The sequence below is a fragment of the Vibrio sp. 10N.222.48.A3 genome (assembly GCF_041475345.1).
GTDB classification, from domain to species: Bacteria; Pseudomonadota; Gammaproteobacteria; order Enterobacterales; family Vibrionaceae; genus Vibrio; species Vibrio tasmaniensis_A.
The window spans coordinates 1-5,740 of record NZ_JBFRVX010000237.1 but is presented as its reverse complement, the minus strand read 5'-3'; the positions used below and the strand labels follow the sequence as shown (position 1 = coordinate 5,740).

At 43.4% G+C, this 5,740-nt stretch carries 6 protein-coding genes; 2 read left to right on the top strand and 4 right to left on the bottom strand.

Annotated elements, in window-relative coordinates:
* On the bottom strand, nucleotides 1–177 hold a 177-nt coding region (locus AB4653_RS08050; RefSeq protein WP_372103775.1), incomplete at its 3' end, for a glyceraldehyde 3-phosphate dehydrogenase NAD-binding domain-containing protein.
* Nucleotides 178–484: 307 nt separating this feature from the next.
* On the opposite strand from AB4653_RS08050, the gene msrB reads away from it, so the two are divergent.
* Nucleotides 485–883 carry a peptide-methionine (R)-S-oxide reductase MsrB gene (msrB, locus tag AB4653_RS08045; RefSeq protein ID WP_009848657.1) on the top strand — a complete coding sequence of 133 codons (399 nt, stop codon included), beginning with the start codon at nucleotides 485–487 and terminating at the stop codon, nucleotides 881–883.
* A gap of 179 nt (nucleotides 884–1,062) precedes the next feature.
* Here the strand turns inward: msrB and AB4653_RS08040 are convergent, their stop codons facing one another.
* Nucleotides 1,063–1,869 carry a DUF2989 domain-containing protein gene (locus tag AB4653_RS08040; protein WP_009848656.1) on the bottom strand — a complete coding sequence of 269 codons (807 nt, stop codon included), beginning with the start codon at nucleotides 1,867–1,869 and terminating at the stop codon, nucleotides 1,063–1,065.
* 113 nt (nucleotides 1,870–1,982) lie between these two features.
* On the opposite strand from AB4653_RS08040, the gene AB4653_RS08035 reads away from it, so the two are divergent.
* Nucleotides 1,983–2,264, top strand: a complete 282-nt coding sequence (locus tag AB4653_RS08035; protein WP_009848655.1) for a YeaC family protein — start codon at nucleotides 1,983–1,985, stop codon at nucleotides 2,262–2,264.
* Between the two features lie 147 nt (nucleotides 2,265–2,411).
* On the opposite strand, the gene ansA is transcribed toward AB4653_RS08035, so the two are convergent.
* Together ansA and sppA are read right to left on the bottom strand one after the other, a co-directional pair.
* On the bottom strand, nucleotides 2,412–3,428 hold the full coding sequence (gene ansA / locus AB4653_RS08030; protein WP_102257910.1) for an asparaginase: 1,017 nt from the start codon (nucleotides 3,426–3,428) through the stop codon (nucleotides 2,412–2,414).
* A gap of 118 nt (nucleotides 3,429–3,546) precedes the next feature.
* On the bottom strand, nucleotides 3,547–5,397 hold the full coding sequence (gene sppA, locus AB4653_RS08025; RefSeq protein WP_009848710.1) for a signal peptide peptidase SppA: 1,851 nt from the start codon (nucleotides 5,395–5,397) through the stop codon (nucleotides 3,547–3,549).
* Between the last annotated feature and the right edge of the window lie 343 nt (nucleotides 5,398–5,740).

The window sequence follows — 5,740 nt, the reverse complement described above, 5'->3', positions numbered from 1 at the left end:
TGCCATGTACTCTACGTCGATTAGATCGTTAATACCTACTACTTCGATGTCTGCACGCTCTTGAGCTGCGCGGAATACGAAACGGCCGATACGGCCAAAACCGTTAATACCTACTTTGATAGTCATTGTAGTTGCTCCACAACTTAATTTCTGATTAAAGATAACTGGTAGTAAAATTACAGAATCCAGTATACATCTGCAATAGATAATCCGACTTAACTTGTTTAATGTCAAAAAAAAGCGACGCTTTTCTTAACAATTGGGTGTAAGTGGTTGAAAATTGACCATTGCGAGTGGCTCTGTACCCTTCCAGTTGGGTAAAATACCTCTAAATGATGATTCACTTATGAGTGTATATGTACAATGTTTCCTGGTGAGAAAGTATGTGCTACAAAACGACTCATATGCAAGCCTTTATAGAAAAAAGTAAATATAATAACTGATAATGTGGAGAGATATTAACGTGATTCAAAAGGGAGGAAATATGATAAAGCCTGATGAATACTGGCGTGAACGCCTAACGGACGATGAATTTTCTGTGTGTCGTCAACGTGGTACCGAAGCCCCATATAGCGGTAAGTTACTGCACAACCATAAGACGGGTGTCTATAGCTGCACATGCTGTGAAAGCCCTTTGTTTCTGTCGGATAACAAATATGATTCAGGGTGCGGTTGGCCAAGCTTTGATGCCCCAGTGAATGATGAAGCAGTACGCTATATAGAAGATCTAAGTCACGGAATGAAGCGTGTAGAGATCCGTTGTACCGCTTGTGATAGCCATTTAGGTCACGTTTTTCCTGATGGTCCGAAGACAACCGGTGAACGGTTCTGTGTTAATTCTGTGTCGTTAATTTTCAACAAAAATGACGAAACTACCAAATAACTTGTCACAATTGTCTAATCCTTACAGGCGTATTTGTTGATTGAGTGGTACTGAACTGCCCAGTAGCTCAGTATTTCAGAGTTATTTCTAGCACAAACGAAAACAGCTACCATCATGGTAGCTGTTTTTTTGAAAGCTCGTGAATAGAACGTTTGGACTAGAAAACGAGAACAGTGCGATCAGTAACGAGGGACAATCGAAGGGCTGTAAACCTCATCTTCAATAGCGTCGACTATATTGTCCGCGTCTTCATTTAGTTGTTCGTATGTTGACTCATCGAAACGGTACAACACGGTAAGTTCTGCTTCCGAAGCAATAGGCACATCAAAGTTCTTGGCAACCATTGCCCAGACGTACGCTTTTTCCATATGCCCAAGGCTGTGGTTGATACTCGCCATCGATTTGAAGATCTCGGTGTTGACCTTCGAACCATTAGAAAGCGTTAACGCATTATTGAGTAGCTTAAGCGTTTTTTCATGGTCACGGGTAGTATAAAAAGTGGCTAGCGCATATTGCATCTCTGCTGTGTTTAATGCTTCTGTCCCTTCTAATTGCAGGAAACTGCGTCTTGCGTTGGTATCCCCAGTTTGTGACCACATAAAATAAAGCGTTTCCGGGGTATTTGATCGCGAGAGTTCGTTAACAATACGTTCAGACTCTTCGATACTATTCATTAAGGAGATGAAGCGACGTTCTTGAAGTTTGGATTGATCAATCGTTTCGATCTGTGCAGCAAGCTCTAGACACTTTTTGTAAGCAGAGACTAATTCGAATTCTTTAATCTTATTGGTATCGCTGGGGTTTTCTTTTGCTTCAAATCGATGCCAGACGAGGTCGGTACGTGCGACACGGCACTGTCCGTCGTTCATATTTAACTTTTCACACTGAAGCCACGGGTTGCTTTCGCACAATTGAGCGGTATTTTTGTTCCCGTCAAAACACCCAACCAGAGTGAAAGGCAATAGGCTTAGTACCAACCATTTCATAATTTTCATATTCCTTCACTTGTGATCAAATACACTTATTTTCAGTCAGGTTCTTGACTCAATTCTGATACGGGTTATTTTCTGGTGAAAATTGTTAAAACTAAGGCCTTACCATGGATGCAGAACAACTTCTTAGCGCAATGACCCCCGAGGTCTACGAACGTTTAAACTATGCAGTTGAAACGGGGAAATGGCCAGAAGGAACGGCGCTCTCTAAAGAGCAGCGCGACTCGTGTATGCAGGCGGTTATGTTGTATCAATCGAAACATAACTCTGAAGCTCAACATATGACAATTGCAGCCGGCGGAGAAATTAGCTTTAAATCAAAGTCTGAACTAAAGAAGCAGTTTAAGTCCGACCAAGAAGATATTGTTAGAGTTAATCCTAATCATTAGGCTTAAATTACAACAAAGGGGTGGCACTGTGCCACCCCTTTTTGACTGTTAAGCTGTTTATTTATAAACAATAATACGATTTAGTTCAGGTTTACGTGAGGGCTTGATTAAAGGTAAGCCCTCGGCTAAACGAATCGCAGGATAGGCTTATAAGCTCATCTCACCGCGTAACACTTGTTGCATTTGAGCCTTCACTTCTTCGTAGCTTAAATCTTGGCTCAATAGATAATGTAATTTCGCCAGTGATGCTTCTGGTGTCATATCGTAACCACTGATAACGCCCGATTCTGCTAGTGCACAACCCGTCGCGTAACCACCCATGTTGACTTTACCTGCCAAACACTGAGTTAGGTTCACCACAATCACACCTCGCTCTGAGGCATCTTTTAAGTGTTGAAGTAGTTCTTGATTTTGCGGTGCGTTACCAACACCAAAAGTAAGCAGAATCATTGCATTTACAGGCTGTAGTAGCGTGTTGCGAATCACCTCATGCGAGATTCCTGGGTACATTGTAATTACACCGATGGGTTGCGGAGTAATGTTATGAACCTTGAAAGCACCTTCAGGTTGTTCGTTTACCTTAACGTTATTGCTGATCTGGATATTGATACCCGCTTCTAGCAATGGAGTTAGGTTTGGAGAGGTAAACGCATTGAAGCCATCAGCGTGTGATTTTGTACTGCGGTTACCGCGCATCAACTTGTTGTTGAAGAACAGTGTCACTTCGTTGATCGGATAGTTCGCTGCAATGTGCAGAGCATTAAGCAGGTTTGCTTGTCCGTCTGAACGTAATTCTGCTAATGGGATCTGAGAGCCCGTAACAATCACAGGTTTGCCGAGGTTTTCCAGCATGAAAGACAGAGCAGAGGCGGTGTAAGCCATAGTGTCTGTACCGTGCAGGATAACGAAACCATCGTACTTATCGTAGTTCGCGCGAATATCATCAGCGATAGTCTGCCAATCAAGTGGCGTCATATCTGAAGAGTCCATTAATGGAGAGTATTCATGAATGGTGTACTCAGGCATTTCTGGGCGATGGAATTCAGGCATGCCTGCTAGCTGCTTATCCATAAAACCTGCGACTGGGACATAGCCGTGGTCCAAAGACTTCTGCATGCCAATTGTGCCGCCGGTATACGCGATATAGATGTGTTTTCTTTCCATGGCGATTAATACTTAGTGTGATATAGGGAACAGGGGGGCGATTATAGCGAATTATCATGCAATAAAAAGAGGCGCCTCACACAGAGGCGCCTCTTGATAACAAAGCGTTGAGCTTATCTTATTGAACTTGGCAGTTTAAGCAAAAAGCATATCGGCCTTGTGGGTCGTTAAAGTTACCTAACAGTTGGCTATCTTGGGCTAACTGTTGAGTAATAGGCTGTAAACTGCTTGGAATCATTGACTGAATATCAAGGCCTATCGACACCTGAACTTGGTTCATAAATTCTTGAATAAATAGTTCAGTGGCTGAAAGAGGCTCTTCTACCCAGTAGATATTGTAGGTTTCAAGCTCTGCAAGTGAAGCCGCAGCTGTAATCGCATCATCAAAATCACCAATTTCATCGACTAGACCTTTCTCGATTGCATCTTGGCCTGTCCATACTCGGCCTTGAGCAATCTTGTCTACAGTATCGACTTCCATGCCACGGTTTTCTCCAACTAGGCTGATGAATCGGCGGTAACCGTTTTCAATGCCCATTTGGAACGCATCTTTCGCGCCGTCGCTAAGCCCTGTTGTAATACCAAGGCCAGAGAAAGGCGACGTACCAACGCCATCGGTGTAAACGCCGATATCGTTCAAGCCTTTCTCAAAGGTCGTGATAACACTGAAGATACCGATCGAGCCTGTTAGTGTGGTTGGTTGAGCCAAAATCTTGTCTGCGCCCATCGAGATCCAATAACCACCCGAAGCGGCAAGGCTAGACATAGAAACCACAACAGGTTTACCTGCTTGCTTGATCGCTTCTATTTCATTGCGGATAACTTCTGAAGCAAACGCGCTACCACCTGGGCTGTCTACACGAAGTACAACCGCTTTTACTTTGTCGTCGTTGCGCGCTTGGCGAAGTAGTGCGGCCGTGGTATCACCACCAACGGTGCCACGTGGCTGTTTGCCATCCATAATTGCGCCGCTAGCAACAATTACAGCGACATCGTGCGATTCACTTGTTAGGTCAGGAAGCATGGTTGTACGGTACTCGTAGTACCCCAACGCGTTATAGCTGTCTTGACCGTCACTGCCGAAGACGTCTGCGAGCTCTAGACGAACTTGTTGGCGAGTTGCCAGTTCGTCAACTAAACCAAGCTTCTCTGCCAGTTTTGCGATATCGCCATCAACCGACTCAAGGTCTTTTAAGAAAGAGTCCATGCTTGGGTTCAAGGTTTTAGCATCGATCTGGCGGTTGTTGCTTACGTCATCAACGTATGCTCCCCACAGTTGACCTAACCAACGAGAAGCTGACTCTTTCGCTGCGTCTGACATATCGTCGCGAATGAAAGGTTCGATTGCAGACTTATAAGTACCGACGCGGAATACATGTGTATTTACGTCAAGCTTCTCTAATAGAGTTTTGTAGAATAGCGAGTAAGCACTATAGCCTTTAAGCAGCACGCCGCCGTCAGGCGATAAGAAGACTTTAGTTGCGTAGCTGGCTAGGTAGTATTGGCTTTGGTTATAAAAGTCACCTACCGCATAAATTGGTTTGCCAGTTGCTTTGAACTCGTTAAGTGCTTTAGCTATGTAGCGCAGCTTGGTCAGATTGGTTTCTGGCAACTCTTTCAGTGCTAAAACGATACCAGTTACCTTGTCATCGTCTTTGGCGTAGCGAATTGTTTCAACAATATCAAACAGGACATTTTCTTTTGGAAGGTCTTTGCCAAGCAGTGAACCCGTGACCGAATCCATCGGATTGATATAGCGACTTTGCTCCACGATAGGGCCAGACAGGTTAAGTACTAAAGCCGATTCCTGTGGAACAGTGGGTTGAGTTGTGTCTGAGTGGAAGTATACAAAGTAGATGATGGCGATACTGAGTAAAAAGAAAAGGTTAACCAGCGCAAGACGCACAAACGTGATGAGCTTCCAAATCCCTTTAAAGATCATGCCTATAAATTTGAATATCTTTTTCATTATGTCTCCGCAGTGAGATCACGTGGCTTTAACAAGCAACAGTACTATTAATCTCAATAATATGAACTGCTTAGTATCCTACGATAATTCCCTAGCTCAAACTACACCAAGAATTGTTAATCGATATATATTCTCATTAAGTGTAGTCAAATTAAGGGTTTCTGAACGATTAATGCGTCCTGCATTATGATCGGTGTTACAAAAATGTAAACGGTTGTTTGAACTTTTGGTGATTGAGTTATATTGTGGTCAGACCACAAGGATATAATAATAGACTTGTGGTCTGACCACAATATAACTCAATCACCAAAAGTTCAAACAACCGTTTACATTTTTGTAACAC

Excerpts from the sequence above, each read along its gene's own strand:
- msrB (WP_009848657.1), top strand. The coding sequence starts at position 485 with ATGATAAAGCCTGATGAATACTGGCGTGAACGCCTAACGGACGATGAA.
- AB4653_RS08040 (WP_009848656.1), bottom strand. The coding sequence starts at position 1,869 with ATGAAATGGTTGGTACTAAGCCTATTGCCTTTCACTCTGGTTGGGTGT.
- AB4653_RS08035 (WP_009848655.1), top strand. The coding sequence starts at position 1,983 with ATGGATGCAGAACAACTTCTTAGCGCAATGACCCCCGAGGTCTACGAA.
- ansA (WP_102257910.1), bottom strand. The coding sequence starts at position 3,428 with ATGGAAAGAAAACACATCTATATCGCGTATACCGGCGGCACAATTGGC.
- sppA (WP_009848710.1), bottom strand. The coding sequence starts at position 5,397 with ATGAAAAAGATATTCAAATTTATAGGCATGATCTTTAAAGGGATTTGG.